Origin of the sequence: Streptomyces sp. NPDC017940, from assembly GCF_044328435.1 — a bacterium.
In the GTDB taxonomy this organism is placed as follows: Bacteria; Actinomycetota; Actinomycetes; order Streptomycetales; family Streptomycetaceae; genus Streptomyces.
Window position 1 is genome coordinate 810,047 of record NZ_JBIRHJ010000002.1, and the last position, 24,905, is coordinate 834,951.

The 24,905-nt window shown below is 73.9% G+C and carries 23 protein-coding genes and 1 pseudogene; 10 read left to right on the plus strand and 14 right to left on the minus strand.

All coding sequences use genetic code 11. The annotated features are described in order from the left end of the window. Window positions 1–61: 61 nt before the first annotated feature. The 3 genes from ACH4DX_RS09040 to ACH4DX_RS09050 form a co-directional block, all read right to left on the minus strand. A complete protein-coding gene (locus ACH4DX_RS09040) occupies window positions 62–1,219 on the minus strand; it encodes an acetyl-CoA C-acetyltransferase (RefSeq protein ID WP_398154587.1) in 1,158 nt (385 codons plus the stop codon). A 49-nt stretch (window positions 1,220–1,268) separates the two neighbouring features. Continuing rightward, a complete protein-coding gene (locus ACH4DX_RS09045; RefSeq protein ID WP_398116053.1) occupies window positions 1,269–1,856 on the minus strand; it encodes a TetR/AcrR family transcriptional regulator in 588 nt (195 codons plus the stop codon). Between the two features lie 177 nt (window positions 1,857–2,033). Next, complete coding sequence (locus ACH4DX_RS09050; RefSeq protein WP_398154588.1) at window positions 2,034–2,831, minus strand: SDR family oxidoreductase; 798 nt, start codon at window positions 2,829–2,831, stop codon at window positions 2,034–2,036. A gap of 143 nt (window positions 2,832–2,974) precedes the next feature. Between ACH4DX_RS09050 and ACH4DX_RS09055 the strand changes: the two genes are divergently transcribed. From ACH4DX_RS09055 to ACH4DX_RS09070, 4 genes are all read left to right on the plus strand, one after another. After that, entirely contained in the window at window positions 2,975–4,108 is a 1,134-nt protein-coding gene (locus ACH4DX_RS09055) for an acyl-CoA dehydrogenase family protein (protein WP_398154589.1), read from the plus strand. After that, the gene (locus ACH4DX_RS09060; RefSeq protein WP_398154590.1) at window positions 4,108–5,127 is read left to right on the plus strand and encodes an acyl-CoA dehydrogenase family protein; all 1,020 of its coding nucleotides are present in this window, start codon (window positions 4,108–4,110) and stop codon (window positions 5,125–5,127) included. Before ACH4DX_RS09055 ends, ACH4DX_RS09060 begins: the two co-directional genes overlap by 1 nt. Window positions 5,128–5,286: 159 nt before the next feature. Continuing rightward, on the plus strand, window positions 5,287–6,492 hold the full coding sequence (locus tag ACH4DX_RS09065; RefSeq protein WP_398154591.1) for an anhydro-N-acetylmuramic acid kinase: 1,206 nt from the start codon (window positions 5,287–5,289) through the stop codon (window positions 6,490–6,492). Between the two features lie 443 nt (window positions 6,493–6,935). Beyond that, window positions 6,936–7,871, plus strand: a complete 936-nt coding sequence (locus ACH4DX_RS09070; protein WP_398154592.1) for a DUF2510 domain-containing protein — start codon at window positions 6,936–6,938, stop codon at window positions 7,869–7,871. Between the two features lie 164 nt (window positions 7,872–8,035). Here ACH4DX_RS09070 and ACH4DX_RS09075 read toward each other — a convergent pair whose 3' ends face one another. Next, window positions 8,036–8,695: a TetR/AcrR family transcriptional regulator C-terminal ligand-binding domain-containing protein gene (locus ACH4DX_RS09075; protein WP_398154593.1), complete on the minus strand. Its 660-nt coding sequence runs from the start codon at window positions 8,693–8,695 to the stop codon at window positions 8,036–8,038. Between the two features lie 269 nt (window positions 8,696–8,964). Between ACH4DX_RS09075 and ACH4DX_RS09080 the strand changes: the two genes are divergently transcribed. Both ACH4DX_RS09080 and ACH4DX_RS09085 read left to right on the plus strand, forming a co-directional pair. Next, complete coding sequence (locus ACH4DX_RS09080) at window positions 8,965–9,891, plus strand: phosphatase PAP2 family protein (protein ID WP_398154594.1); 927 nt, start codon at window positions 8,965–8,967, stop codon at window positions 9,889–9,891. Window positions 9,892–9,899: 8 nt separating this feature from the next. Continuing rightward, window positions 9,900–10,883: a DMT family transporter gene (locus ACH4DX_RS09085; protein ID WP_398154595.1), complete on the plus strand. Its 984-nt coding sequence runs from the start codon at window positions 9,900–9,902 to the stop codon at window positions 10,881–10,883. Between the two features lie 157 nt (window positions 10,884–11,040). Here the strand turns inward: ACH4DX_RS09085 and ACH4DX_RS09090 are convergent, their stop codons facing one another. Together ACH4DX_RS09090 and ACH4DX_RS09095 are read right to left on the minus strand one after the other, a co-directional pair. Further along, the gene (locus tag ACH4DX_RS09090) at window positions 11,041–11,856 is read right to left on the minus strand and encodes a phospholipid scramblase-related protein (protein WP_398154596.1); all 816 of its coding nucleotides are present in this window, start codon (window positions 11,854–11,856) and stop codon (window positions 11,041–11,043) included. Window positions 11,857–11,865: 9 nt separating this feature from the next. Then, window positions 11,866–12,222, minus strand: a pseudogene (locus tag ACH4DX_RS09095) (phospholipase domain-containing protein); the annotation flags it as partial. Window positions 12,223–12,390: 168 nt separating this feature from the next. Here ACH4DX_RS09095 and ACH4DX_RS09100 point away from each other — a divergent pair. From ACH4DX_RS09100 to ACH4DX_RS09110, 3 genes are all read left to right on the plus strand, one after another. After that, complete coding sequence (locus ACH4DX_RS09100; RefSeq protein ID WP_398154597.1) at window positions 12,391–13,311, plus strand: NADP-dependent oxidoreductase; 921 nt, start codon at window positions 12,391–12,393, stop codon at window positions 13,309–13,311. 161 nt (window positions 13,312–13,472) lie between these two features. Further along, window positions 13,473–14,258, plus strand: a complete 786-nt coding sequence (locus tag ACH4DX_RS09105; RefSeq protein ID WP_398154764.1) for a GNAT family N-acetyltransferase — start codon at window positions 13,473–13,475, stop codon at window positions 14,256–14,258. A gap of 50 nt (window positions 14,259–14,308) precedes the next feature. Beyond that, on the plus strand, window positions 14,309–14,812 hold the full coding sequence (locus ACH4DX_RS09110; RefSeq protein WP_398154598.1) for an FBP domain-containing protein: 504 nt from the start codon (window positions 14,309–14,311) through the stop codon (window positions 14,810–14,812). 20 nt (window positions 14,813–14,832) lie between these two features. On the opposite strand, the gene ACH4DX_RS09115 is transcribed toward ACH4DX_RS09110, so the two are convergent. The 6 genes from ACH4DX_RS09115 to ACH4DX_RS09140 form a co-directional block, all read right to left on the minus strand. Beyond that, window positions 14,833–15,261 (minus strand): (2Fe-2S) ferredoxin domain-containing protein, encoded by a 429-nt coding sequence (locus tag ACH4DX_RS09115; RefSeq protein ID WP_398154599.1) that lies wholly within the window; start codon window positions 15,259–15,261, stop codon window positions 14,833–14,835. Between the two features lie 7 nt (window positions 15,262–15,268). After that, the gene (locus ACH4DX_RS09120; protein ID WP_398154600.1) at window positions 15,269–16,609 is read right to left on the minus strand and encodes a 6-phospho-beta-glucosidase; all 1,341 of its coding nucleotides are present in this window, start codon (window positions 16,607–16,609) and stop codon (window positions 15,269–15,271) included. Between the two features lie 56 nt (window positions 16,610–16,665). Continuing rightward, entirely contained in the window at window positions 16,666–17,172 is a 507-nt protein-coding gene (locus tag ACH4DX_RS09125; RefSeq protein WP_398114820.1) for a thioesterase family protein, read from the minus strand. Beyond that, window positions 17,169–18,158, minus strand: a complete 990-nt coding sequence (locus tag ACH4DX_RS09130; protein WP_398154601.1) for a 3-hydroxyacyl-CoA dehydrogenase NAD-binding domain-containing protein — start codon at window positions 18,156–18,158, stop codon at window positions 17,169–17,171. Before ACH4DX_RS09130 ends, ACH4DX_RS09125 begins: the two co-directional genes overlap by 4 nt. A gap of 133 nt (window positions 18,159–18,291) precedes the next feature. Next, entirely contained in the window at window positions 18,292–19,185 is an 894-nt protein-coding gene (locus ACH4DX_RS09135; protein ID WP_398154602.1) for a 3-keto-5-aminohexanoate cleavage protein, read from the minus strand. Between the two features lie 84 nt (window positions 19,186–19,269). Next, the gene (locus tag ACH4DX_RS09140) at window positions 19,270–20,127 is read right to left on the minus strand and encodes a TetR family transcriptional regulator C-terminal domain-containing protein (RefSeq protein ID WP_398154603.1); all 858 of its coding nucleotides are present in this window, start codon (window positions 20,125–20,127) and stop codon (window positions 19,270–19,272) included. Between the two features lie 450 nt (window positions 20,128–20,577). On the opposite strand from ACH4DX_RS09140, the gene ACH4DX_RS09145 reads away from it, so the two are divergent. Continuing rightward, entirely contained in the window at window positions 20,578–22,791 is a 2,214-nt protein-coding gene (locus ACH4DX_RS09145) for a germacradienol/geosmin synthase (RefSeq protein WP_398154604.1), read from the plus strand. A gap of 22 nt (window positions 22,792–22,813) precedes the next feature. On the opposite strand, the gene dgoD is transcribed toward ACH4DX_RS09145, so the two are convergent. Together dgoD and ACH4DX_RS09155 are read right to left on the minus strand one after the other, a co-directional pair. Next, on the minus strand, window positions 22,814–23,959 hold the full coding sequence (gene dgoD, locus ACH4DX_RS09150) for a galactonate dehydratase (RefSeq protein ID WP_398154605.1): 1,146 nt from the start codon (window positions 23,957–23,959) through the stop codon (window positions 22,814–22,816). Window positions 23,960–23,999: 40 nt separating this feature from the next. Then, window positions 24,000–24,722 carry an SDR family NAD(P)-dependent oxidoreductase gene (locus ACH4DX_RS09155; RefSeq protein ID WP_398154765.1) on the minus strand — a complete coding sequence of 241 codons (723 nt, stop codon included), beginning with the start codon at window positions 24,720–24,722 and terminating at the stop codon, window positions 24,000–24,002. Window positions 24,723–24,905 lie beyond the last annotated feature (183 nt).

Here is a 24,905-nt window from a genome sequence, read left to right on the forward strand (position 1 = left end):
CGGTTCCGCCCGCGGGGGCGGGGGATCCCGCCGCGGCGCCTTCGCCTGTGTGTCCGGCAGGTCACAGTCGTTCGATCACCGTGACGTTGGCCTGGCCACCCCCTTCGCACATCGTCTGGAGTCCGAACCGGCCGCCGGTGCGCTCCAGTTCGTGCAGGAGGGTCGTCATCAGGCGGGCGCCGGTGGCCCCGAGGGGGTGGCCGAGGGCGATGGCTCCGCCATTGACGTTGACGCGCCCCGGGTCGGCGCCGGTCTCCTTCAGCCAGGCGATGACGACCGGTGCGAAGGCTTCGTTGATCTCGACGAGGTCGATGTCGTCGAGCGTCAGGCCGGTCCTGCGCAGGGCGTGGGCCGTGGCGGGGATGGGTGCGGACAGCATCCTGATCGGGTCGTCGCCGCGCACCGAGAGGTGGTGCACGCGGGCGCGTGGCGTCAGCCCGTGGGCGCGGACGGCCCGTTCACCGGCCAGGAGCAGGGCCGCGGCGCCGTCGGACACCTGCGACGAGCAGGCGGCGGTGACGGTGCCGCCGGCCACGACGGGGGCGAGGCCCGCCATCTTCGCCGCCGTGGTGTCGCGGCGCGGTCCCTCGTCCGTGGTCACGCCCGCGAGGGGGACGAGTTCACGGTCGAAGCGGCCCTCGTCGACGGCGCGGAGGGCACGCCGGTGGGAGCGGAGGGCGAACTCCTCCATGTCCGTACGCGTTATGCCCCATTTCTTCGCTATCAGTTCGGCGCCGTGGAACTGGTCGACGGGCTGGTCGCCGTAGCGGGCGCGCCAGCCCTCGCTGCCCGCGAAGGGGCCCTCGGTCAGGCCGAGGGGCGCCGCCGCCCGCCGGGACGCGAAGGCGATGGGGATCATCGACATGTTCTGGGTGCCGCCCGCGACGACGAGGTCCTGGGTGCCGGAGAGGATGGCCTGGGCGGCGAAGTGCAGGGCCTGCTGGGATGATCCGCACTGCCGGTCCACGGTGACGCCCGGCACCTCCTCGGGGAGTCCCGCGGCCAGCCAGCTGGTGCGCGCGATGTCCCCGGCCTGCGGTCCGACCGCGTCCAGGCAGCCGAAGACGACGTCGTCCACGGCGGCCGGATCGACTCCGCCGCGCTCCACCAGCGCCTTGAGGACGTGGGCGCCGAGGTCGGCGGGGTGTACGGCGGCCAGGCCCCCGCCCCGCTTGCCGACGGGCGTGCGGACCGCCTCGACGATATAGGCCTCGGCCATGGCTGCGTACTCCTCGCGGTCGTGGCGCCGTACGGGCGACGGCGCGTGCTCAGGTGCGTACGGCGATGCCGTCCAGGACCATCGACAGGTACTGGCGGGCGATCTCCTCGGGGCTGTGGCCGCCCCCGGGGCGGTACCAGGACGCGGCGACCCAGACCGTGTCGCGCACGAAGCGGTAGGCGAGGCGGACGTCCAGGTCGGCCCGGAAGGCGCCTTCGGTGACGCCGCGTTCCAGGGTCGAGAGCCAGGCCTTCTCGAACCGCTGCTGGGACTCGACCAGGTACTCGAACCGGGTCTGGGTGACCAGGTGCCTGGACTCCTTCTGGTAGATCGCGACGGCGGAGCGGTGCCGGTCGATCTCCCGGAAGGACTCGGTGACGAGGGCCTCCAGGGTTTCGCGCGGTCCCAGTGGCGCGGAGAGGACGCTGTCGTACCCGTCCCACAGCTCCGTCAGGAACGTGCGCAGGATCTCTTCGAGCATCGACTCCTTGGAGTCGAAGTGGTAGTAGAGGCTGCCGGCCAACATGCCCGCGGCGTCCGCGATCTTGCGGACGGTCGTGGCGTTGTAGCCCTGTTCGGCGAAGACGTCCGCGGCGATGCCGAGCAGCTCGCCGCGCCGCTCGGGCGAGGGTGTCACCGGGGGCTTCCTCTTGGCACGGGCGGCCCGCCCGCCGCCGCTCGTCTTCGTGTCGCCGGTCTGCTCGGCGCTGGTGTCGCCGGACCGCTCGGCACTGGTGTCGTCGGTCTGCTCGGTACTGGTGTCGCTGGACTGCTTCTGTTTTGGCACACCGGCATTCTCCCCGTCGTCCGGATCCTAGGGATGCCTGCTGCTGACCGAGACCGTCTCCCCCGTCATGTACGAGGAGTAGCCGCTGGCCAGGAAGACGATCACGTTCGCCACCTCCCAGGGCTCGGCGGCGCGGCCGAACGCCTCGCGTGCGGTCAGCTCGTCGAGGAGTGCGCCGGAGGTGACCTTCGCCAAATGCGGGTGCAGGGCGAGGCTGGGTGCTATCGCGTTGACGCGGACGCCGTCGGGTGCCGCTTCCACGGCGGCGCAGCGGGTGAGGGCCATGACGCCGGCCTTCGCCGCCGCGTAGTGCGCCTGGCCCGCCTGCGCGCGCCAGCCGAGCACCGAGGCGTTGTTCACGACGATGCCGCCGCGGCCGCCGGAGCGCAGGCGGCGCAGGGCGGCTCTGGTGCAGCGGAACGTGCCGGTCAGTGTCGTGCCGACGACCGTGTCCCACTGCTCGTCGGTCATGTCCGCGAGCAGGGCGGTGCCGCCGAGGCCCGCGTTGTTCACGACGATGTCGAGGCCTCCGTGGTGCTCATCGGCCAGGTCGAAGAGGGCGGCCACCTGGGCCTCGTCCGTCACGTCGCACGCGGTGCCGTGCACGCGCCCGGCGCCGAACTCCCCGGCGAGGCGCGCCACCGTCTCCTCCGTGCGGCGGGCGTGCACATCGCCTATGACGACACGGGCGCCCTCCTCCAGGAAACGGCGTGCGGTCGCGCCGCCGATGCCCGCTCCCGCCGCCGCCGTGACGACGGCGGTACGGCCGCCGAGCAGACCGTGCCCGGTCACGTACGACGCAGCTGTCCTGTCCGCCTCGACCATGCCTGCCACCCCCTCACGCGAAGCCCGCTCCGAACTCGTCCGGGACCTCCGCCGCAGTCAGTCGACTCTCGACGAGCGCCCTCGCACACGGTAACCTACCAAACACTTGTTAGGGAAGGTGCCCGGGCGGAAGGCGGACCGGCATGGACCTCGATCTCACGGCGGCGCAGGAGGAGTTCGGGCGGCGGGCGCGCGCCTGGCTCGCCGCGCACGTTCCCCGGCGGCCGCTGCCGTCGCTGGAGACCGAGGAGGGTTTCGCCGCCCACCGGGACTGGGAGCGCGAACTCGCGGCGGACCGCTGGTCGGTGGTTTCCTGGCCCGAGGAGTACGGCGGACGGGGCGCGGGGATCGTGGAGTGGCTCCTGTTCGAGGAGGAGTACTGGGCGGCGGGCGCCCCCGGCCGGGTCTCGCAGAACGGCATCGCCCTGCTCGCGCCGACGCTCCTCGACTTCGGCACGCCCGAGCAGCGCGCACGGCTGCTGCCTCCCATGGCGCGCGGCGAGACGATCTGGGCGCAGGCCTGGTCGGAGCCGGAGGCGGGTTCGGACCTGGCCTCGCTGCGCGCCACGGCCCGCCGCGCGTCCGGCGGCTGGGTGCTGAACGGGCAGAAGGCGTGGTCGTCGCGGGCCGCGTTCGCCGACCGCGCCTTCGGCCTGTTCCGCAGCGATCCGACGGCGGACCGGCCGCACCGGGGTCTGACGTATCTGATGTTCCCGCTCGACGCGGACGGCGTCACGGTGCGGCCGGTCGGGCGCCTGGACGGCAAGCCCGCCTTCGCCGAGCTGTTCCTGGACGACGTGTTCGTACCCGACGACGACGTGATCGGCGAGCCCGGGCACGGCTGGCGGATCGCGATGTCGGCGACGGGCGACGAGCGCGGCCTGACGCTGCGTCCGCCGGGACGCTTCCTCGCGACGGCCCGGCGCCTCGTGCGCGAGTGGCGCGCGCACGGCGACCCGGCGGACACCGCGCTGCGCGACCGGGTCGCCGACGCGGTGATCGGGGCGCGCGCCTATCAGCTCTTCACCTGGGCCGGGGAGGCGCGCGGCGCGGCCGGTGAGTCGCTCGGGGCGGAGTCGAGCCTGAACAAGGTGTTCTGGTCGGAGCACGACATAGCCGTGCACGAGACCGCCCTGGACCTGCTGGGGACGGAGTGCGGCGACTGGACCGAGGGGTATGTGTTCGCGCTCGCCGGACCGATCTACGCGGGCACCAACGAGATCCAGCGCGACCTCGTGGCCGAGCGGCTGCTCGGCCTGCCGAAGGGACGCCGGTGATGCGGTTCCTCCTGGACGACGAGCAGCGGGCGTTCGCGCGCTCGCTCGACGGCATGCTGACGGCGGCCGGCACCTCGGCGGCCGCGCGCGCCTGGGCCGCGGGGGAGCACGCCCCCGGACTCGCCGTGTGGCGCGGACTCGGCGCGGCCGGTGTCTTCGCGCTCGCGGCGCCGGAGGAGCACGCGGGCCTGGGGCCGCTGCCCGTCGAGACGGCCGTCGCCTTCGTGGAGCTGGGGCGGCACGCGGTGCCCGGGCCGCTCGTCGAGACGGTGGCGTCGGTGGCGCTCCTGTCCCGCCTCGCCGAACTCGGCGCGCCGGACGCGGCGAAGCGGCTGCTGCCGGGGCTGGCCGACGGCTCGGCGGTGGCGACGCTGACGCTGGCCGGTACCGGTACCGGCACCGGCACCCGAGCCCTGGACGCCGACGCCGCCGCGGTGCTGCTCGCCGCCGGTGACGGCGATGTGCGGCTCGCCCCCGGGCACACGGACCTGCGCGCCTCCCTCGACCCGGCCCGCAGGTCGGCCGCGCTCCTGCCGGGCGGGGAGCGCCTCGCGTCCGGGGCGCACGCGGACGCCGCGGCCCGGCGGGCCCTCGACTGGGCGGCCCTCGCGACGGCCGCGCAGTGCCTGGGAGTCGGGTACGCACTCCTGGACCGCACGGTGGCCTATGTGCGGGGGCGGACGCAGTTCGGGGTGCCGGTGGGTTCCTTCCAGGCCGTCAAGCACCGGCTCGCCGATGTCCTCCTGGGCCTCGCCTTCGCACGGCCGCTGGTGTTCGGGGCGGCGGTGTCCCTGGCGGGCGGCGGGCGGCAGGCCGACGTGGACCTCGCCGCCGCCAAGGTGGCCGCCGGGGAAGCGGCACACCACGCGGCCCGGGCCGCGCTGCAACTGCACGGCGCCCTCGGCTACACGGCCGAGTACGACCTGTCCCTGTGGCTCCTGAAGGCCCGGGCCCTGCGGGGGGCCTGGGGCGGAGCCGGGGAATGGCGGGGGCGGGTGGTGCGCGCCTCCAGGGAGTGAGGGCGGGTCGGGGTGAGGGCGGGTCGGGGTGGGTCCTTTCGGGGGGTGACGGGGCCCGCGGTCTCAAGGATCATGGGGACGGCACCCGGCGAGACATCCGGGGGCGGCACCCGGCGGAGCCTCCGGGGCCGCGGCACCCGGCGAGGCAAGGAGACCTTCGTGCGCGTGATCGGTCTGATGTCCGGCACCTCCCACGACGCCATCGACGCAGGCGCCGTCGACCTCGCCCTCGAAGGCGACTGCCTCCGTCTCACGCCGCTCGGCGTCATCAGCCGCGCGTACGACGACGGCCTGCGGGCCGCCCTCACCGCGGCCCTGCCGCCGTCACCCACCACCCTCGCCGACGTCTGCGCCCTGGACACCCGCATCGGCCGTGCGTTCGCCGCGGCGGCAGCGGAGGCCGACAGGGAACTGTGCGACGGGCGAGCCGAGTTGATCGCCTCGCACGGGCAGACGGTGTTCCACTGGGTGGCGGACGGGCAGGTGCACGGCACCCTCCAGATCGGCCAGCCCGCGTGGATCGCGGAGGCGACGGGCCTGCCCGTGGTCGCCGACTTCCGGCCCCGTGACGTGGCGGCGGGCGGGCAGGGCGCGCCGCTGGTCAGCCTGTTCGACCAGCTGTGGCTGCGCGGCCGCCCCGGCACCCCGGTCGCCCTGAACCTCGGCGGCATCGCGAACATCACCGCCCCCGACGGCACCGCCTTCGACACCGGCCCCGCCAACGCGCTGATCGACGTCGCGGTGCGCGAACTGACGCCGCAGGGCCGTACGCAGGGCCTCGCCTACGACAGGGACGGCGCGATCGCCGCCCGCGGCACCGTGCACGGCGGGCTCCTCGCCCGCCTCCTGGCCGAGCCGTACTACGCGCTGCCCGCCCCGAAGACCACCGGCAAGGAGCTCTTCCACGCGGCCTATCTGCGCGAGGCCCTCGCGGGGTACGCGCCGTCGACGACGGAGGGCCCGATGAGCCCGCAGGACGTCGTCGCGACCCTCACCCGGCTCACGGCGGTGACGGTCGCGGACGCGGTGCGTTCGGTGCGGGCCACCGAGGTCGTCGCCTCGGGCGGCGGCATCCGCAATCCGACGCTGCTGGCCATGGTGCGGCAGGAGTTGGGGCCCGATGTGCCGGTGCGCGGCTCCGACGAGCTGGGCCTCGCGTCGGCGGCGAAGGAGGCGTACGCCTTCGCGGTGCTCGGTTTCCTCACGGTGCACGGCCTGCCGGGGACGGTCCCGGCGAGCACCGGCGCCCGGCACGCGAGCGTCCTCGGCTCGATCACGCCGGGCCGCGCGGGCCTGCGGCTGCCCGGTGGCACGGAGGCCGTCCGGGCACCGACACGCCTCGTCGTCAACGGATACACCCACTGAACCGAGCACCCACCCGACGAAGCCTCTCCGCCCAACAGCCACCCCCACGAAGCGACTCCGCCCCAACAGCCGCGCCACGCAACGGCTCCGCCCGGACAGCCGCGCCACGCAACGGCTCCGCCCGGACAGCCACCCCACGCAACGGCTCCGCCCGGACAGCCACCCCACGCAACCTCGCCGCCGTGACAGCCACTCGGGCAACCCCGCCACCCGAACAACCACCCCACGAAACGAGTACGCCCCAACAACCGCACCGCCGAACCATCCCGCCCCAACAACCGCACCACCCAACCACCCCGCCCGAACGGCCCCACCGCCCAACCACCCCGCCCGGCAGGCAGGCAGGCAGGCAGCCAGGACAGGAACCGGCGCCGGGCGACCCGCCCGGCCACCACGCACCCCCTCTCATCCGGCTTTCACGCGGTGCTCATACGCTGGCGCCCATGACGCACGCGACTCCCCCGGGCTGGTATCCCGACCCCGGGCAGATACCTGGTGCCCCGCCGTCCGAGCGATGGTGGGACGGGACCACGTGGACGGAACACGTCCGCGCGCCGGGCGGTGGCTTCGGTGCCGTCGCCCCCTACCCGCAGCAGCCGCCGCAGGCTCCGCGGCGCCGGACGCGTACGGCCGTCGTCGTCGTGGTGGCGCTCGCGGTCCTCGCGAGCATAGGGGGCGGCGTGTACGCGCTGACCGCGGGCGACGACGGCGATGACGACGACAGCGCCAAGCCCTCGGTCTCCGCCGGGCCCTCGAAGCCCGGCAAGGGCGACAGGGAACCCGGCAAGCCCGACCCGACGGGCCCGTCCGGGCCGTCCGAGGGGCCGCAGACCGAGGAGGGCTTCGCCACCGACACCGCGAGCGGCATCAGCATGCCGGTCCCGGACGGCTGGGAAGGCAGGTCGAGCGGCCTCGGCTCGAGCGTCACGACCGGCAAGTACCCGTGCCCCGGCGACGACACGAAGACCTGTGTGCGCGGCGGCGCCTTCTCCGCCCCGGCCCGCAGCCTGAAGGTCGGGGAGACCGACCCCGAGGCCGCGGCCAAGGCGGACATCGAGAAGAACGCCGAGGAGTCGTACGGCGGCAAGATCTACGGCGGCAAGCTGGTCTCGCACAAGGTCCTTGCGTCGAAGCAGGTGACCGTCGCCGGGCAGAAGGGCTATCTGGTCCGCTGGAAGGCCGTGAACCGCAAGGGCCCCGACGGCTATGTGCAGTCCCTCGCCTTCAAGTCGCCCGCCGACGACATGACCCTCGTACTCGTACGCTTCGGCATCGACGACCACGACGAGGCGCCGTCGGTGTCGTCCATGGACCAGATCACCAAGGGCATCAAGGCCGCCAGGGGCGGCGGCGGCACGGGCGACGGCCAGCAGGTCTGACGCCTGCCCCCCCACCTCAGAAGTGCCCGCCGTGCCACGACGGCGGGCGCCGGGCGGGCTGAGTGTGTTCAGCCCGCCCGGACCCGGGATGCGCGCCGCCCCCGTCCCCACGGTGCGGCGCCCGGCGGGCCCGGCCCGGTCATCCACCGGAGCCGGGCCCACGTTCAGTCGGCCACCGGCCGCGCCGGGGCCGGTGGCCCCTCGACGAGCCCGAGCACCGGAAGCAGCACGGCCTCCACGAAGCGCGTCAGATACGCCGCGTCGGCGTCCTTGCCCTCCACGAGGGGCCGCGCCCGCAGCACACCGAACAGCTGGACCGTGAGGAACTCCGCCGCCGGGTGCCCCTCGGTGATCTCCCCGCGCTCGACCGCGCGCCGCACGAACCCCTCGATGGCCTCCACCTCGGGCTCCACCAGCGCCTCGCGCAGCGCGTACTGGAGGTCCTCGTCCTGGAGGACGGCGTGACTGAGCGCCTGCTCGATCATGGTGTCGCGCACCGCCCAGCTGGATGCCGCGCGCGCCGCCTGCCGCAGGTCGCCCGCGAGTGAACCCGTGTCGATGCCCGCGAAGCGCACACACCGGTTGGCGCGCAGTGCCGCGGCCACGAACTGGGGCTTCGTCTTCCACTGGCGGTAGAGCGTGGACTTGCTGCACCGAGTGCGCGCGGCCACGCCCTCCATCGTCACGGCCTCGTAGCCGCAGGCGCGCAGCTGGTCCAGGACGGCGTCGTAGAACTCCTGCTCGCGCTCGGGCGTGAGCTTGGAGCGCCGTGACGCCGCCACCTGCTCGCAGAGCTCTTCGTGAACCCGTTCCCGCGGCGTCATCACTGGTCTCCTCGGTGCGGTGGTCCGCCGGTCCACAGGTCGCGGACCCATCGATACGTCAGTGTACCGGTACGCCCCCGTATCGGTACGCTCTAGTATCGGTACACTGGCGTATCGGTACACTGGCGTGTCGATGTACGCGGGAGCAGGGTCCCGCACCCACGACCACCGCACCGCGGCACATCGCACCAGCACACCCGCACCACACCAGCACACCGCACCGCACCGCACCGCACCACCACCCAGTCGTCACGCAGAGGGGCCGGCGGATGGATTCCCGCACCGAGCCTGCGGAACAGGAGCCGGAGACAGCCTCCGGACGACCGGACGCCCCCGCCCGGCCACCGCTCGTACGCGAGCTGCTCCTCGTCGCCGGTCTCTTCCTGTTCTACAAATTCGGCCGGCGGCTCGCGGGCGGCCACACCGGCGAGGCGTTCCGCAACGCGCGGCACGTCTGGGACGCCGAGCGGTTCCTGCGCCTGCCGGGCGAGGGCTCCGTCCAGGACGTACTGCTCGGCGGCGACACCCTCGTACACATCGCGAACACCTACTACGCCACCGTGCACTTCCCTGCGACGCTGCTGTTCCTGGTGTGGCTGTACCTGCGCCGGCCCCGGCACTACGTCTGGGCGCGGCGGATCCTCGCCGCGCTGACCGCCGCCGCGCTCGCGCTGCACCTCGGCTTCCCGCTGGCGCCGCCGCGCATGCTGCCCGGGGCGCACCTGGTGGACACGGCCCAGGTGTACGGCCCTTCGGTGTACGCCGCCAAGCCCGCGACCGACACCATGGCCAACCAGTTCGCCGCCATGCCGTCGCTGCACTTCGGGTGGGCGCTGATGGTGGCCGTCGGCCTGATCGTCGCCACCAGTTCCCGGTGGCGCCGGCTGTGGCTGCTGCATCCACTGCTCACGCTGTTCGTGATCGTGGGCACCGCGAACCACTACTGGCTCGACGCCCTCGCGGCGGCCGCGCTGCTCGGCATCGCCCTCGCCGTACTCCCGCTGCCGCGCCCGGCCCGCTCCCGGATCGTCCGCCGCTCCGCCCCAGGAGTCCCGGCACCGGGAGCACCCCCCGGCGCCCACGCCTCCGCGCTCGTCTCCACCTCCGCGCCCGCACCCGCACCCGCACCCGCCGTGCCCGCACCCGCATCCGCATCCGCATCCGCATCCGCATCCGCATCCGGAGCGTCCCGATGAACGGCCCGATGAGCGCCACCCTGCTCGCCGTCGCCCTCTCGCTCGTCTCCGCCGTCGCGTACGCCGCCGCGGCCGTGGCCCAGGAGCGGCTCGCCGCACGCATGGCGGACGGGGGCGGCCAGGTGCTGCGGCTGCTCGGCAGCGGCGCGTGGTGGTCGGCGGTCGGGCTGAACGCGGCGGCGGCGCTTTTGCACGTGGCGGCGCTGAAGTTCGGGCCGCTCACGCTGGTGCAGCCGCTCGGCGCGCTCACCCTGGTGGCCGCCGTGCCGCTCGGTGCGCGCCTCGCCGGGCGGCGGGTCACCGGCCTGGAGTGGCGCGGTACGGGACTGACCCTGATCGGGCTCGGCGCGCTGCTGCTCACCGCGTCGGGGCCGGAGCCCGACGACACGCTCTCGCTGCCGGAGGCGGTGACGGTCGCCGCCCTGACGATGGCCGTCATCGGTCTGCTCTCGCGGCCCGGCACCCGCCCGGGGCTGCGGCACGCGACCGCGTCCGGCTTCGCGTCGGGGGTGGCGTCGGCGCTCACCCAGACGGTGACGGTCGCGGCGACGGACCGGTCGGGGCCCGTGCTGAGCGGGCACGTCGTGGTGGTGGCGCTGCTCGTCGCCGCGCTCGCGGTGGGCGGCCTGCTGCTCTCGCAGACCGCGTACCGCGGGGGCCTCGGGGCGCCCCTCGCCGTCGTGACGCTCGCCAATCCGCTGGCGGCGTCGGCGATCGGCGTGGCCCTGCTCGGCGAACGGCTGCGCGGCGGCGCCGGCGGGGTGCTCCTCGCGGTGGCGGGCGCGCTGATCGCCTCGTACGGAGTGGTGGTGCTCACCCGCTCGTCGCAGCAGGTCACCGGCGAGGGACCGGCACAGGCGCCCCCACTGGGGCCCGCGCCGGGAGCCGAGCCCCCGGCGTCGGTCCTCGACGCGGTGGAGGGCGGCTATCTGCCCTCGATCCCCGTCCAGCCGGACCCGGCCGCCGCCGCCCTACGGGCAACACCCCACTAGCCCCCAACGCGCACCGCGGCCCCGCCCGGGACACCGCGCGCCCCCTCCGGAAACACCGCGCCCCGACGGCGGCCGCGAGACCGTGTCGGGGCGTAGGTCATCGGCTCGGGACGTGAGGCGCCGGGCAAGGGCGCGAGGCGTCGGTCCCGTCGGACCGTCAGCCCAGTCCCCGGGAGTCCTGCTTCAGGGCCGTGTCGACCGTCAGCGCGGTGGCCACGACCAGGCTCAGGAGCGGGTCGGGGAGCTGGAAGTGGATCTGTAGGACGTAGTTGTCCGCGGTCGTGAACATCGTCTTGGCGAGGCCTTCCCAGGTCTTCGTGATCCGGGCGACCTCGGTGTCCGTGTGGTCGACGATCGAGAAGTTCCAGGCGCGCCAGTTCTCCGCCTTGATCGCGCCGACCTGTACGCCGTTCACGTTCATCGCGAAGTTGATCTTGCCGAAGACGTTCTGCTGGACGATCTCGCCGACGACCTGGCCGTCCGGGCGCTCCACGACGACCCGCGACTTCATGAACTTACGCGGCCGGGTCATGAGGAGCTGCGGCGTGCCGTGCGCGTCGCGGATCTCCAGCTTGTGCGTCATGAACTGGTCGACGCTGGCGACGAAGCGCGCGACCTTCTTGAGGGTGCTCTGGCCGACCTGGACGACCGAGCCGAGCTGGTTGCCAGACTGGTCCATGACGGAGTACTCGTTGGTCAGCTCGATCAGCTTGGCCTTCTGGTTCACCACCAGGACGGGCTCGCTGAACAGGCTCCCGCCGCCCTGGGCGGTGGGGGCGACACCCGCCTGCCGCTGCACCTGGCGCTGGACCTTGGCCGGGTCCGCGGGCGGGGCGGCGGGGGCGGCCTGCCTGCCCTGCGGGGCAGCGTTGGTGTGGTCCGTCCACTGAGTGCCGTCCCACCAGCGGAGGAGCTGGGTGGCGCCCTGGGGGTCCGGGTACCAGCCAGCCGGAGTGTTCGATTGCGTGGTCACCGGGGCACACTACCCCGAAGGCCCCCGAGTCCGACCAGCCTCCGGATGGCACTTTCCGCAGGCCGGACGGGGGGCGGACATGCTTCGGACGGTGGCGAGCGCCGGGTCGCTGACGCCCGCCCGACCGGTCTCCGCATGTCCGGCGAGACGCCGCAGGAAGCCGGGCTCGGTGTCGGACACCACGGTCAGGTCGTACCAGCGCTCGCCGACCCGCAGGTCCACGGTGTGCCGGACCGTCGCGCCCGGCCTGACCCCGAAGGTCTCCTTGTGGCCGCCGTAGGCGTTGGCGACCGTGAGGTGGCAGTCCGCGGAGCCCGCGTCGGTCAGGGTCGGCGCGAGGTTCCCGGTCGCCCTGTCGTGGCGGGCCGCGACCTCGGGCTCCGCCTTCCCGCCGGGGTTCTTGTCGTTGCGGGTTCGTGAACTCCCGCGCGCCCCGGAATGCGGGAGGCGCGCCGGGCCTTGTGATCATTGAGCGCGGCTGGTCCCCGCAGGGTGCCGGGCCGCGGGCGCGAGCGGAAGCGGAGCGAGGGACACATGGCCAAGGCGTACGTCTTCACCCGGCACGGCGGCCCCGAGGTGGAGGCCCTGATCGACCGCGAGCCGCCCGAGCCGGGGCCCGGGCAGCTCCTGATCGAGGTGCGCGCGGCGGGCGTCAACCCCGTCGACTTCAAGCTGCGCGACGGCTACCGCAGGCCCGGCCAGGCCCCCGTCGAACTGCCCGAGGTCTTCGGGAGCGAGGCAGCGGGCGTGGTGGTGCGGACCGGGCCCGGCGTCGAGGAGTTCACCGTCGGGGACGCCGTGTTCGGTTCCACGCTGACCGGCGGCTACGCCGAGTACACCCTGCTGCCGGTGGCGGTGGCCGCCCGCAAGCCGGGGGGCCTGACGTTCGCCGAGGCGGCGACGCTGCCGGTCGCCGCGGCCACCGCCTACGACGGGGTGCGCCAGCTCGCGCTGCCCGCGGGTGCGACCCTGCTCGTCACGGGCGCCGGCGGGGGCGTGGGCAGCACCGCGGTGCGGCTCGCGCTGCACGAGGGGCTGCGGGTGGTGGGCACGGCGAGCGAGGGCAAGAAGGACGTCGTCGAGTCGCTCGGCGCCGTCCATGTGGCGTCGGGTCCCGGCCTGGTGGAACGCGTACGGGCGGCGGCACCCGACGGTGTCGACGGTGTCTTCGACCTCGTCGGCGGGGAGCCCCTGCGGGCCGTCGCCGAGCTGGTCGCCGACCGCACCAGGCTGATCACGGCGGGCGGCAAGCAGATCGTGGGCGAGCTCGGCGGCTCCCCGGTGGCACGGGCGCGCGACGCGGCCACCCTGACCGCGGTGGCCGGACTCGCCGCGCGGGGCGTGCTCAGGCCCCGCATCACGGCGACGTTCCCCCTGGCACGGGCGGGCGAGGCGCTCCGCACCGTCGAGGCGGGCCACGCACACGGCAAGGTCGTGATCGAGGTGGGGGCGTGACCGCCCCGGCGGTACGGCGGTCCGCCCCGGGCGCGGAGACGGCCCCCGCGGCACCTGGCGACCCCACCGCCCTCGCGCACAGCGATCCCGCCGCCCCCGCACACAGCAGCCCCATCGCCCTCGCACACAGCGGCCCCACCGCTCCCGCGCACAGCGTCCCCATCGGCCTCGCACACAGCGGCCCCACCGCTCCCGCACACAACGCCCCCGCCGCCCCCGCGCACAGCACCCCCGCGGACTCCGCGCACCCCCTCGACAACCCCGGCTTCGCCTCCCTCAACGGGCCGCACGCGCGGTTCGCCGAGCGGCGCGGGCGCGTGGTGCGCTATCCGGTCGACGTGTCGCCGTGGCTGGGGCTCCCCGCGGAGCCCGCCGCCGCGGACTGGGCGGACCTCGCCGCCCTCGCGGGGCCGGACGGCGAGGTGCCGCTGCCCGGTGTCGGGGCGCCGGTGCCGGACGGCTGGGTGCTCACGGCCGACGTGGCGGGGGTGCAGCTCGTGGCCGCGTCCGTCGTCGGCGCGCCCGACGCGGAGGCGGTGCGGCTCGGCCCCGACGACGTGCCCGAGATGCTCGACCTGGTGGCGCGCACCCGCCCCGGCCCGTTCCGGGAGCGCACACGCGAGCTCGGCACCTACCTCGGCATCCGGCACCGGGGCGCCCTGGTCGCGATGGCCGGGGAGCGGCTGCGTCCGCCGGGCGCGACGGAGATCAGCGCGGTCTGCACCGACCCGGCGCACCGGGGCAAGGGCCTGGCGGGCCGTCTCGTCCTCGCCGTCGCGTACGGGATACGCGAGCGCGGCGAGACCCCGTTCCTGCACACGGCGGCCCGCAACACCGCGGCGATCCGGCTGTACGAGTCACTGGGGTTCCAGGTGCGCCGCGCCGTCCGCTTCCGTGCCGCACGAGTGCCCACCCTCGCGTCCCGAGAGGCACCCGCAGGGCCCTGACCGGGGAAAATGACAGGACGCCCGGCGGGGCTCATTGATACTTTCCGGGCATGCGTGCCCTCGGTGAAAAAGACATCCGTGCCTCGTTCGTGAACTGCTCCAAGGGCGAGGCCAGACGACTGACCCTGCCCACGGGCTTCGCCGGGACGCCCTGGTCCGACCTGGACTTCCTCGGCTGGCGCGACCCCAAGGCCCCGGACCGCGGCTATGTGGTGGCGGAGCGGGACGACGCCCTCGTCGGCATCGCCCTGCGCGCCTCCGCCGGGGCCCGGCGCTCCGTGCTGAAGTCCAGCATCTGCTCGGTGTGCGTGACGCCGCAGGCCGGTTCGGGCATCGCCCTGCTCGTCGCGCCCCGCGCGGGCGAAGCGGGGCGGCAGGGCAACACGGTCGGCCTGTACATCTGCGCGGACCTCGCCTGTTCCCTCTACGTACGCGGCAAGAAGCAGTCGGCGCTGGCCCGCCGCATGGAGGAGAGCCTCACCCCGCAGGAGCAGAACGAGCGGACGGTGCGCAACCTGCGCGGCTTCCTGGACCAGGTCCTGGCGGGCACCTGAGAGCCGCAAGGCCTTACCAGCTATTGCTGCCGGGGGTCGACCAGTTGCAGGGTCAGGGCGTCCGGCGGGTCGGCGAGCCCGGGACCGCCCGCCTCCGCCCAGGCGAGGATGTCGTCGAGGGAGGCGTCGTCCAGGGCGAAGCCCACCCAGGCGGGGCGGCCGCCCCGGGCCCGGCCGTCGCGGGAGGGCTGGAGGACGACGATGTTGGCCTGGCCGCAGGGGCCGAGGCAGTCGCTGGTGCGTACCGTGAACCGGCCCCCCGAGCGCTCCGCTGCGGCCCGCAGCCGCGCCAGTTGGCCCGCGTGGTCGGTGCCGGGGTGCTTGCCGGGGTCTCCGCAGCAGCACCCCCGGCACACCACCAGCGTGCAGGGGCGGGCGGCGGGCCTCGGCACGGCAACGGCCGCGGGGGGCGCGGGGGCGGGCTCGGCGCGGAACTCGGACGCGGTCATCCGATGATCATGTCAGGTAGGCGAGGCCCGGGTGCGCCTGCCCGTAGCCGTCCATCAGGCGCCGGGCCACAGACACCGAGTCGACGAGCGGGTGCAGTGCGAAGGCCTTGACCGCGGTGGCCCGGGAGCCGCTCTCGACGGCGGCGAGCACCTCGCGCTCGACCGCCTTGACCGCGCACACCAGACCGGTGGCGTGCCCCGGCAGGGGGGACACCGTCGCCGGACTCGCGCCGGACGCGTCGACCGTGCACGGCACCTCGATGACGGCGTCCGTGTCGAGCTGCGGCAGGGTGGTGCGATTGCGGACGTTGAGGATCAGCTGGGCGCGCTCGTCGCGGGCGATGGCGCGCATCAGGGCGAGGGCGACCTGCTCGTAGCCGCCGGACTCCATGTCCTCGGCGGCCCGCTCCCCCGCGCCCGCGGCTTCCCTGCTGTGCGCCATGTACGTGGCCTCGCGCTCGACGCGCGTCGCCTCCCAGGCCGCGAACGCTGCGGTCTCCGGGTCCCGCATCCGCGCGTAGAAGCGGGCCTGCTGGTCGTGCAGGAACGCGCCGCGGGTCCGCTCGGCCTGCCGGTAGGCCCGTACCGCCTCGCGGTTGAAGTAGTAGTAGTGCAGATATTCGTTGGGGATCGCACCGAGGGACCGCAACCAGTCCGCGCCGAAGAGCTTGCCCTCCTCGAAGGACTCGAGGAGGTCGCGGTCGGCCAGGAGGCGCGGGAGGAGGTCCTCGCCGTCGACGTGGAGCCCGCTCAGCCAGCCCAGGTGGTTCAGGCCCACGTAGTCGAGCCACGCCCGGCGCGGCTCGGCGCCGAGCAGCCGTGCGACGCGGCGGCCGAGGCCCACGGGCGAGTCGCAGATGCCGATGACGCGGTCCCCCAGATGGCGGGACATCGCCTCGGTCACCAGGCCCGCCGGGTTGGTGAAGTTGATGACCCAGGCGTCGGGCGCGAGCCGGGCGACACGGCGGGCGATGTCGACGGCGACGGGCACCGTCCGCAGCCCGTACGCGATGCCGCCGGCGCCGACGGTCTCCTGCCCGAGCACCCCTTCGGCGAGGGCGACACGCTCGTCGGCGGCCCGGCCCTCCAGGCCACCGACGCGGATCGCGGAGAACACGAAGTCGGCGCCGCGCAGCGCCTCGTCGAGATCGGCGGTGACGCGTACGCCGGGCGCGTCCGGCACCCGGGCGCCCTGCTCGGCGAGCACCCGCGCGATGGCGGCCGCCCTGTCGTCGTCCACGTCGTGCAGGACGACCTCGGTGACCCTGCCTTCCGCACGGTCGCCGAGCAGTGCCCGGTACACCAGCGGCACCCGGAAGCCGCCGCCACCCAGTATGACCAGCCTCACGTCTGAACCACCTCGTCCGCCGTCGTCGTGTGCCGTCGTGTGCTGCACCCGTGAACCTATACGGCGGCGCCGCCCACCGGCGCGACGGCCCGGCCCGCCCACTGCGGCGCCGGTTCCACGAACTCGGCGAGGCGCTCGCTGACCGTGTCGGGGAACGGCACCGCACGCCCCCGTTCCTGGTCGACGTGCAGCGCGAGCAGCTCGGTCGTCGCCACGGGCGCAGCGTCCCGCGCCGGGTCGGCCCCGGCGTCGTCCACCACGTACATCTCGTGGGCGAAGTGCGCCTTCTTGCCGTGCACGCCGAGCACGCGGGTGCGCACGGCGAGGTGCGCGCCCTCGGCGACGTCCCGCAGATAGCGCAGATGCCCCTCGACGGTGTAGAGGGAACAGCCGGTCGCCTCGCGGTACGCGGCGTGCAGACCGGTGGCGTCCATCATGGCGTCCGTGGCCAGGCCGAAGGCCAGCGAGTAGTAGCCCTCGCTCATGTGGCCGTTGTAGTCGATCCACTCGGGCGGTACGACCTGCCGGTGCAGCGGAAGCCGCCGGGCGATCTCCCTGGTCACTTCGTACTCCTCTCGATGGCGGTGGCGGTGGCGGTGGCCTCGCGCGGCAGTCGGCCGGTCGCGCGCAGGACGTCGATGACGCCCTGGTCGCGCTCGGCGACGAGGTCGGCGACGGTGCGCCCGTCGGCGGCCTCCTCGCATCCGCGGACCACCGCGTCGTACAGCTTCCGGTCAAGCTCGGGGGCTTCGAGGCGCGTCCACGGCGACTTCAGGGACGGCCCGAAGTGGTCGAGCGTGTGCGCCATGCCGCCCTCGCCGCCCGCCAGCGCGAAGGTGAGCATGGGGCCCATGAACGCCCAGCGCAGACCGGGTCCTTCGGTGATGGAGGCGTCGATCTCCCGCACGGTGGCCTCGCCGTTGGCGACCATGTGCAGCGCCTCGCGCCACAGGGCCTCCTGGAGGCGGTTGGCGATGAAGCCGGGCACCTCGCTCCTCATGGTGATCACGGACTTGCCCGCGACCTCGTAGAAGCGGGACGCCCAGGTGACGGCGTCGGCGTCGGTCCGCTCACCGCCGACGACCTCGACGAGCGGGATCAGGTACGGCGGATTGAAGGGGTGCCCGACGACCAGGCGTCCCGGGTTCGCCGCCCCGGTCTGCATGTCGGTCATCGGATAGCCCGAGGTGGACGAGGCGATGACGACCCCGGCGGGCGCGGCCGCGTCGAGGCGGGTCAGGAGGTCGCGCTTGAGCTCCAGCTTCTCGGGGGCGCTCTCCTGCACGAACTGGGCGTCGGCGACGGCTTCTTCGAGCGTCGCGGCGACGGTGAGCCGCTCCCGCGAGGCGCCATCGGCGAGGCCGATCCGCTCGAGCGCGGGCCAGGCGGCATCGACGAGCCGCCGCAACCGCTGCTCGGCACCGGGAGCCGGGTCCCAGGCGGTGACGTCATAGCCACGCGCCAGGAAGTGCGCGACCCAGCCGCCCCCGATCACGCCCGCACCGACACAGGCGACGCGACGGACTTCTTCGGGTGTGGTCGTGCTCATGAGGGTGTCCTTCCAGATACGACAGGAATCGCGCCCCGAAGGAACGCCGGGGGGTGCGATGCGCCCCGAAGGGGCGCGGGGAACTGCGCGACCAGCCACAGCCGACCCGCAGACGGAAACACCGGGCGAACCCCTACGGACGGGGTTTGAGGCCCAGCTTCACCCGGGCCTCACCGGCCGAAGCCACCCGCGACCCGAGACTTTCCACAATCAGGACAGCGCGCTCAACAAGGTGAGCGTTGGTCGCCTTGTTGCCCCTGCCGAGGTACAAGTTGTCCTCGAGCCCCACCCGGACCTGTCCCCCGAGCAGCACGGACTGCGCCACCCACGGCATCTGCATCCGGCCGAGCGCGAAGCTGGCCCACTGCGCGCCCGCGGGCAGCATGTTGACCATGGACTGGAGCACGCCGGGGTCGGCGGGAGCACCCCACGGGACGCCCATGCAGAGCTGGAAGACGGTGGGGTCGTCCAGCAGGCCCTCGGCCAGGAGCTGCTTGGCGAACCACAGCTGGCCGGTGTCGAAGATCTCCAGCTCGGGCCGTACGCCGAGTTCCTGGATGCGCCTGGCGCCCTGGCGGAGCATGTCGGGCGTGGAGACGTAGAGGGTGGAGCCGTCGCCGAAGTTGAGGGAGCCGCAGTCCAGGGTGCAGATGTCGGGGAGCAGGTCCTCGACGTGCGGGAGGCGGTCGAGCCCGCCGACGAGATCGGTGCCCGGCAGGTGGGTGAGGGGCTCGTCCGGGTCGATGACGAGGTCGCCGCCCATGCCCGCCGTCAGGTTGATGACGACGTCGGTGCCGGTCTCCCTGACGCGTTCGACGACCTCGCGGTACAGGCGCGGGTCGCGGGACGGGGCGCCGGTCTCCGGGTCGCGGACGTGGATGTGCACGACGGCGGCCCCCGCCTCGGCGGCCTCCACCGCGTTCCGGGCTATCTGCTCGGGGGTGACGGGGACGTGCGGGCTCTTGCGGACGGTGTCGCCGGCGCCGGTGAGGGCGCAGGTGATGATGACGTTGTCGTTCACGAGCATGGGGGACTCCCTTGCGGGTGCTGGGGGTTGGGGCTGGGGCTTGGGGGCTGGGGGCGCGTGGCGAGGCGTACGGCCGTACGGGGTTCAGTGCGCGGTGAGCGCGGTGTCCACGTGGGCGAGCAGGGCCGCGTACATGTCGTCGGGGCTCGTGCCGGGGCCTTCGGGGGCGCCGACGAGGACCTGGGTGGCCAGGCCGTCGATCAGGGCGGTCAGGTGCAGGGCGGCGGCGTCGGGGTCGACGGGCCTGAAGACGCGCTGCTCGACGCCGCGCCTCACGACGTCGGCGACGGTGGCGCGCCACTGCCGGTAGTACTCGGTGTGCAGCAGGCCGACCGTGGTGGAGCGGGCCGCCTCCGCCCACAGGTCGAGCCAGACGCTCCACTGCTCGCGCCGGCGTGCGGTGCGCGGGGTCTGGAGCTCGATGAGCTGGCGCAGTTCGTCGGCGGCGTCGGCCGCGTCGGCGAGGGACGCGGCCCTGCGCGCGGTGTCCTCGTCCATGCACCAGCGCACGGCGGCCTCCAGGAGGTCGTCGCGGCCGGGGAAGTGGTAGTGGATGGCGGCCGTGCTCGTCTCGCAGGCCCGGGCGATGTCCTGGACGCGGACGGCGTGGAAGCCGTGCTCCGCGATGAGGCGGACCGTCTCGCGGATGATCTGGAGTGGACGGCCCTCGGGCGGGGCGGTGGCGCGCCGTCCGCGTGCCGTACCGGAGCGGGCGGGCGGGGGTTCCGCGCCGCCGCGCGTGCCGAGCAGCCAGGCGGCGTCGACGTCGGCGGTGTCCGCGATGCGGGCGAGCTCCGCGGCGGTGAAGCGCCGGGTGCCGCCGAGCGAACGGGAGAGCTTCGAGGGGTCCATGACGATCCGGCGGGCGAACTCCCGCTGGGTCACGCCCGCCGCGGCGATGACTTCCCGCACCCGGGCGGGCACGTCAGGGTCTTGCTCCATGCCGACCACCGTACCCCCGCATTGAGATCAGCACAACGAGGAAGTCAGCCGCCCCGCCGCGACGACTCGCAAAGCTCCTACGATCAAGGCGAGAAAGCCTCTCCACGGAACGATTCCTCGAAGCCGTTGCGGCACTAACTGTCGCATCAGTCAGCGCCGCAACACCTGCTCCCGCCGCGACAAGCACGACGACAAGACCGCGACGGACACAGCGACCTGCACCGCGACGAGCACAGCGACGAGCACCGCAGCGGGCGCCTCGCACCCCGTCCGCCACCCCGCGCGTCCCGGCGCTTCCCGGCGCTCCGTACACGCGTTTGACCCGCACGAATGCATTCCGGCGGGCTTATCACGCGATGGTGTGACCGGTGGCGTCCGGCGGCATCGGGGGGCGCGCCGCGGGTAGTGCTCGGCTGCCCGTACGCCATTCCTTGCGAGGAGAGACCCCGCATGCCGCAGTCACGCCCCTTCGAACTGCCGCGCTTCTACATGGTGCATCCGGCGCGCCTCAACCCCCATGTGGATCAGGCGCGTTCGCACACCCGGCGGTGGGCGCGGGACAGGGGGATGCTGGAGGGGTCCGGGGTCTGGGACACGGCCGACCTGGAGGCGCACGACTACGCGCTGCTGTGCGCGTACACGCACCCCGACTGCGGGAGCCAGGCGCTCTCGCTGGTCACCGACTGGTACGTGTGGGTGTTCTTCTTCGACGACCACTTCCTGGAGCTGTTCAAACGCACCCAGGACCGGAAGGGGGGCAGAGCCTATCTGGAGCGCCTTCCCATGTTCATGCCGATGGACCTGGGCGCGCCGATGCCGGAGCCCGCCAACCCGGTGGAGGCGGGCCTCGCCGACCTGTGGACGCGCACGGTGCCCAGCATGTCCCTGGAGTGGCGCGCACGCTTCGCGGAGAGCACCCGCAACCTCCTCAACGAGTCCCTGTGGGAGCTGTCCAACATCAACGCGCACCGTGTCGCGAACCCCGTCGAGTACATCGAGATGCGCCGGAAGGTGGGCGGCGCCCCGTGGTCGGCGGGGCTCGTGGAGTACGCGACGGGCGCGGAGGTGCCGGACGCGGTGGCGGCGTCGCGGCCGCTGCGGGTGCTCAGGGACACCTTCGCCGACGCCGTGCACCTGCGCAACGACCTGTTCTCGTACCAGCGCGAGGTGGAGGACGAGGGCGAGCTGAGCAACGGCGTCCTGGTGCTCGAAACGTTTCTGGGCTGCACGACCCAGGAGGCCGCGGACGCCGTGAACGACCTGCTGACCTCGCGCATGCAGCAGTTCGAGGACACCCTGTGCACCGAACTCGTGCCGCTGTTCACCGAGCGGGCCCTGCCACCGGACCGGTGCGCGGACGTCCTCGCGTACGCCAAGGGCCTCCAGGACTGGCAGTCCGGCGGCCACGAGTGGCACCTGCGCTCCAGCCGGTACATGAACGAGGGCGCCGTCGGCAGCCGCTCACCGCTCGCGGGCCCCACCGGCATCGGCACGTCGGCGGCCGGCGTCAAGGACCTCATCGCGGCGACCGGCACGGCGCGTACGCGCCGCTTCACGCACGTGCCGTTCCAGCGCGTCGGCCCCTCCAGGATCCCCGACTTCCACCTGCCGTACACGACCACGATCAGCCCGCACGTCGACGGCTCCCGGCGCGAGGTCCTCGACTGGGCCGCCCGCATGGGCATGCTGCGGCCGCAGCCGGGCGTTCCCGCCTCCCACATCTGGGACGCGCGCAAGCTCGCCGGTTACGACTTCCCGCTGTGCGCGGCGGGCATCCATCCCGACGCGACGCCCGAGCAGCTGGACATCGGCTCGTGCTGGCTGACCTGGGGGGCGTACGGCGACGACTACTACCCGGTGGTGTTCGGCAGGTCCCGGGACCTGCTCGGCGCGAAGGTGTGCACCGAGCGGCTGCCGCTGTTCATGCCGCTCGACTGCTCCCCGACGCCCCCCGCGCACAACGCCATGGAGCGCGGCCTCGCCGACCTGTGGGCGCGTACCGCGCGGCCGATGGACGCGGAGGGACGCGCCTCGCTGCGCCGGTCGCTGGTGTCGATGACGAACAGCTGGCTGTGGGAGCTCGCCAACCAGGCGCAGAACCGCATCCCCGACCCGGTCGACTACATCGAGATGCGCCGCCACACCTTCGGCTCGCACTTCACGATGAGCCTGTGCCGCTTCTGGCACGGCAGGCACGTGCCCCCGCAGGTCTACGCGAGCGCCCCGGTCCAGAACCTGGAGAACGCCGCCGCCGACTACGCGATGCTCATGAACGACGTGTTCTCGTACCAGAAGGAGATCGAGTACGAGGGCGAGGTGCACAACGGGATCCTCGTCGTGCAGCACTTCTTCGACTGCGACTACCCGACGGCGCTCGCCGTGGTCGACGACCTGATGACGTCCCGCATGCGGCAGTTCCAGCACGTCGTCGCGCATGAACTCCCCGTTCTGTGCGAGGACTTCCGGCTCGGCGAGGAGGCGCGGGACGTCCTCGACGGCTATGTGGAGGAGCTGAAGCACTGGATGGCCGGCCTCCACATCTGGCACCGCGACTGCCGCCGCTACCGCGAGCAGGACCTTGCGGGCGGCCCGCTGCCCACGCCTTCGGGGCTCGGCACGCAGGTGGTGCGCCCCGGCTGGCTGCGGGAGCCCGCCACGCCCTGAACCCGGCCCGCGCGGCGCCTTGTCACCACTCCGCGAAGGAGCCGTCCGGGTGCCGCCAGACCGGGTTGCGCCAGGCGTGCCCGCTCCGGTCGGCGGCCCGTACCGCCGCCTCGTCGACCTCGATGCCGAGCCCCGGCAGCGCGGTGCGGTGGGCGTGGCCGTCGGTGAAGCGGAACGGCTCGGTGTCGACCACGTACGACAGGAGGTCGCCGCGCTTGTTGTAGTGGATGCCGCGGCTCTGCTCCTGGATGAGGAAGTTCGGTGTGACCCAGGCGATCTGGAGGCAGGCGGCGAGCGCGATCGGGCCGAGGGGGCAGTGCGGGGCGAGCAGCGTGCCGTAGGTCTCGGCGAGCGCGGCGATGCGCTGCACCTCCGTGATCCCGCCCGCGTGCGACAGGTCGGGCTGGGCGACGGCGACGCCCGCGGTGAGGGCGGGCAGGAAGTCGGCGCGGCTGTAGAGGCGCTCGCCGGTGGCGATGGGGACGGGGCTCGCCGCGACCAGGGCGGGCAGCAGATGACTCTGCTCGGGCAGCAGCGGCTCCTCCGCGAACAGCGGGTGCAGCGGGGCGATCTCGGTGAGGACACGGCGGGCGCTCGCCGGGGTGAACCGGCCGTGGAAGTCGACGGCCACGTCCCGGCCCGGGCCCATCGCCGCGCGGGCGACGGCGACGCGGTCGACGACTGCGGCGGTCTCCGCGGGCGTGGTCAGGGGCGATGTCGCTCCGGCCGCGTTCATCTTGACGGCCGTGAAGCCCGCGTCGAGCTGCGCGGCGATGTGCTCGGCGAGCACCGCGGGCTCGTCGCCGCCCACCCAGGCGTACACCCGCACCCGGTCCCGCACCGGCCCGCCGAGCAGGGCGTGCACGGGCGCCCCGTACGTCTTGCCCGCGATGTCCCAGAGGGCCTGGTCGAGGCCCGCGACGGCGCTGGAGAGCACGGGGCCGCCGCGGTAGAAGCCGCCCTTGCTGAGCACCTGCCAGTGGTCCTGGATGCGCAGCGGGTCCTGCCCGATCAGATGCTCCGCGAGTACGTCGACGGCGGCGCGCACCACCTCGGCCCGGCCCTCGACGACGGGCTCGCCCCAGCCGACGACGCCGTCGTCGGTCGCCACGCGGCAGAACAGCCAGCGCGGCGGGACGAGGAAGGTCTCCACGCGGTCGATCCTCATGTCCGGTGCCTCCTCGCCGAGGGTTCGCGGCCCGCCCGGCTCACGCCGATGCCTTGGTCACGCTCCAGCCGCCGTCCACGACCAGGCTCGTCCCGGTGATGTACGACGCCTCGTCCGCGGCGAGGAAGGCGATGGCCGCCGCGACCTCCTCCGGCGAGCCGAACCGCCCGGCGGCCGTACCCTGGACGGTGAGCGCGCGGTCCGCCTCGCCGATGCCCTCCCAGGCGGGCGTGAGGACCGGTCCCGGAAGCACCGCGTTGACCCGCACGTCGGGCCCGTACTCGACGGCGAGCTGGCCGCACAGCGAGAGCAGGGCGCCCTTGCTCGCCGCGTACGCGGGACGGCCGGGGATGCCGGTGCGCGCGTGCACGGAGGAGGTGAGGACGACGGCGCCGCGGTGGGCGCGCAGGTCCGCGAGGACGGCCTTGAACCCGAGGAACACGCCGGTGAGGTTCACCGCGAGCTGGCGCTCCCAGGAGGCCTGGCTCATCTCGTGGGCGGGGGCGATGTCACACGCGTAGGCGTTGGCGGACAGGACGCCGACGGGGCCGAAGCTGTGCGCGGCGGCCACCACGTCGTCCCAGGCGGAGGCGTCGGTGACGTCCGCGGGCACGAGGACGGCGCGGCCGCCGTCGGCCCGGATCGCCTCCACGACCGCCTCGCCGCGCTCGGCGGCCACGTCGGCGACGACGACGGCCGCGCCCTCCGCCGCGAGGCGGGCGGCGGTGGCGGCACCGATGCCGGAGGCGCCGCCGGTGACCACGGCGACGCGACCGGTGAAGCGGGCTGCCGCGGGGGCGGGGCTGGGGGTGTCACTGTGGCTGTGGGTGTCACTGTGGCTGTGGGCGGCTGCGCCCGGGCCCCTGGCTGATCCGGGGTCGGGGCCTGGGTCGGGATCAGCGCCGGTGTAGGCCGAACCGGCGTCGCCGGGGGCGGGTGCGCCTGG